1 protein-coding gene and 1 pseudogene are annotated in these 2588 nt (G+C 69.2%); one reads left to right on the top strand and one right to left on the bottom strand.

From position 1 onward, the window contains the following. Positions 1–44 precede the first annotated feature (44 nt). Positions 45–2057, top strand: coding sequence for a bifunctional copper resistance protein CopD/cytochrome c oxidase assembly protein (locus tag ACNPM4_RS12220; protein WP_448985865.1), 2013 nt, complete (start codon positions 45–47; stop codon positions 2055–2057). Between the two features lie 64 nt (positions 2058–2121). Here ACNPM4_RS12220 and ACNPM4_RS12215 read toward each other — a convergent pair. Next, positions 2122–2588 (bottom strand): annotated as a pseudogene (locus tag ACNPM4_RS12215) (hypothetical protein); the annotation flags it as partial.

Genomic DNA, 2588 nt, shown 5'->3' with positions numbered 1-2588 from the left:
GCCCTTCGTGCTTTCCTCCCTCCGGGCGCGCCTAGGCTGGAGGGGTGAGTTCCCGCAGTGAGTCGACGAGTCGGATCTCGGCGTATCGCATCGCCGGGATCGTCCTCCTCCTCGTCGCGGCACTGGTCGCCCTGACGCTCGCGCTCCTCGTCGGCGGAGGTGCGAAGCCTCCGCTCCTGCAGGACCCCGGCCCGTTCGTGCTCTGGGGTACGCCGATCGCCAAGCTCGTGATGAACATGTCCGGTGCGGTGATGCTCGGCTCGCTCGTGCTGGCGCTGTTCGGACTGCGCGCGGGGGATCGCTCGTTCGACGCCGCCCTGAACATCGCCTCGGTCGGCGCCGCCGCGTTCACGATCTCGGCTGGCCTCGCCGGGTTCCTCGCCTTCATGGCCGCCTTCAACCCGAAGCTCAGCATCGAGCGCGAGTTCGGTACGCAGCTGGGCCGCTTCCTGCTGGAACTGCCGCTCGGCCAGTCCTGGCTCATCACGACGCTCTTCGGTGCGATCATCACGGTGCTTGCGTTCGCCTGGCGCTCGTGGACGCCCACGCTCATCACGGCGCTGCTGGCCGCGGCATCCTTCCTCCCGCTCGCCACGCAGGGCCACGCGGGCGATCTCGCCGGGCACAACATGGCGGTCAACTCGATCCTGCTGCACACGATCGGCGCCGCCGTCTGGCTCGGCGGCCTTCTGCTGCTGATCCTGCTGCGCGGACGTGCCGACGTCGACACCGCGAGGCTCGTCGGGCGCTACTCGTCGCTCGCGATCGCCGCCTTCGCCGTGGTCGCCGTGTCGGGGGTCACGCGATCGATCGTCGCCGTCGGCGACTGGAACGCGCTGTGGACCACGCCCTACGGCTGGATCGTGCTCGCCAAGGTCGCACTGCTGGGTGGCATGGGCCTGCTCGGCGCCTGGTACCGCGCGCGCCTCATCCCGAAGCTCGCCGGAGCCCGTGCCGCGGGCTGGTTCTGGCTGCTCGTGCTGTGCGAGGTCGCGCTGATGGGCCTCGCCTCCGGCGCCGCGGCCGCACTGGCCCGCACGCCCCCGCCCACCGGCGAGACCGCCGCCTTCCTGCAGACGCCCGCCCAGATCCTGACCGGATCGACGCTGCCGCCGGAGCTCACCCTCGAGCGCTGGTTCACGGCATGGGACATCGACGTGCTCTGGCTCATCGCCGCGGGCCTCGGACTGTTCTTCTACCTGGCCGGCGTGTGGCGCCTGCACCGGCGTGGTGACCGCTGGCCGATCCATCGCACCGTCTTCTGGGTGCTGGGGGCGCTGCTGCTCGTCTGGGTCACCGGCGGGCCGATCAACGCGTACCAGGAGTACCTGTTCAGCATCCACATGATGGGCCACATGATGCTGTCGATGGCGATCCCGCTGTTGCTCGTCTCCGGGGCCCCGATCACCCTCGCGCTGCGTGCCATCCACAAGCGCGACGACGGCACCCGTGGCGGCCGCGAGTGGATCATGTGGGCCGTGCACTCGCCGTTCGCCCGCGTGGTCACGCATCCGTTCGTCGCGGCGGCGATCTTCATCCTGTCGCTGTGGGCCTTCTACTTCACCGATCTCGTGCGCTGGTCGATGTTCGAGCATCTCGGGCACGAGTGGATGGTCATCCACTTCCTGATCTCGGGCTACCTGTTCGTCATGAGCCTCATCGGCGCGGACCCGGTTCCGTACCGTCTGCCGTATCCCGGGCGCCTGATCACGCTGATCGCCGTCATGGCGATGCACGCGTTCTTCGGCATCGCGATCATGATGCAGGAGGGGCTGATGGTCGCCGACTGGTTCGGGGCGATGGGTCGCGACTGGGGTGTGGACCCGCTGCAGGACCAGTACGTCGGCGGCGGCATCGCGTGGTCGATCGGGGAGATCCCGACGCTGATCCTCGCGATCACGGTCGCCATCCAGTGGAGCCGCAGCGACACCAAGCTGCAGCGTCGGGCGGACCGGCACGCGGATCGCACGGGTGACGCGGAGCTCGAGGAGTACAACGCCAAGCTCGCCGCCCTCGCCGAGCGTGATCAGCGCCGCGAGGAGCGCGAAGGCCGCTGAGACCCGTCGCGCGCGTACTCAGTAGACAGGGACTCAGTCGAGAGGGACTCGGCTGACCGGGACCTCAGTCGACTGGGACGTCGCCCGGTGCGCCGACCCGGATCGACGCCGAGCCGTTCGGCAGGATCACGATCGTGCCGTTGAGCTGGAACGGCACGTCTTCGGAGAGCGGTGCGATCGACCCGTCGAACAGCGACTGGATCTCGACGTCGATGTGTGCCACGGCCTCGGTGGTCGGGATCTGCCAGTGGCCCTCGTCGGGGATCACCGTGACCTGAGGCTGGCTCGCGATGGACCACTTCGGCGGGGCGGTGATCCGGTTCGTGACCCGCAGTCCGAACGGGCAGGCGGTCGGCTGCAGCACCTCCTGCGTCGTGCACTCGGTGAGGAACTGCTCGACCTGCTGCTGCACGACCTTGACGAACTCCTCGGTCGGTTCGGTCTGCACGTCGAGCGGCGTGACGGCCAGGGGCGTGTCGGCCAGCACGCCGTGCCCGGATGCGGTCGCGATCGGGGTGTCGACCGTGACCG

Source organism: Microbacterium umsixpiens (assembly GCF_053543675.1).
The sequence above is the reverse complement of the archived record's forward strand: the minus strand, read 5'-3'. Positions and strand labels throughout refer to the sequence as shown.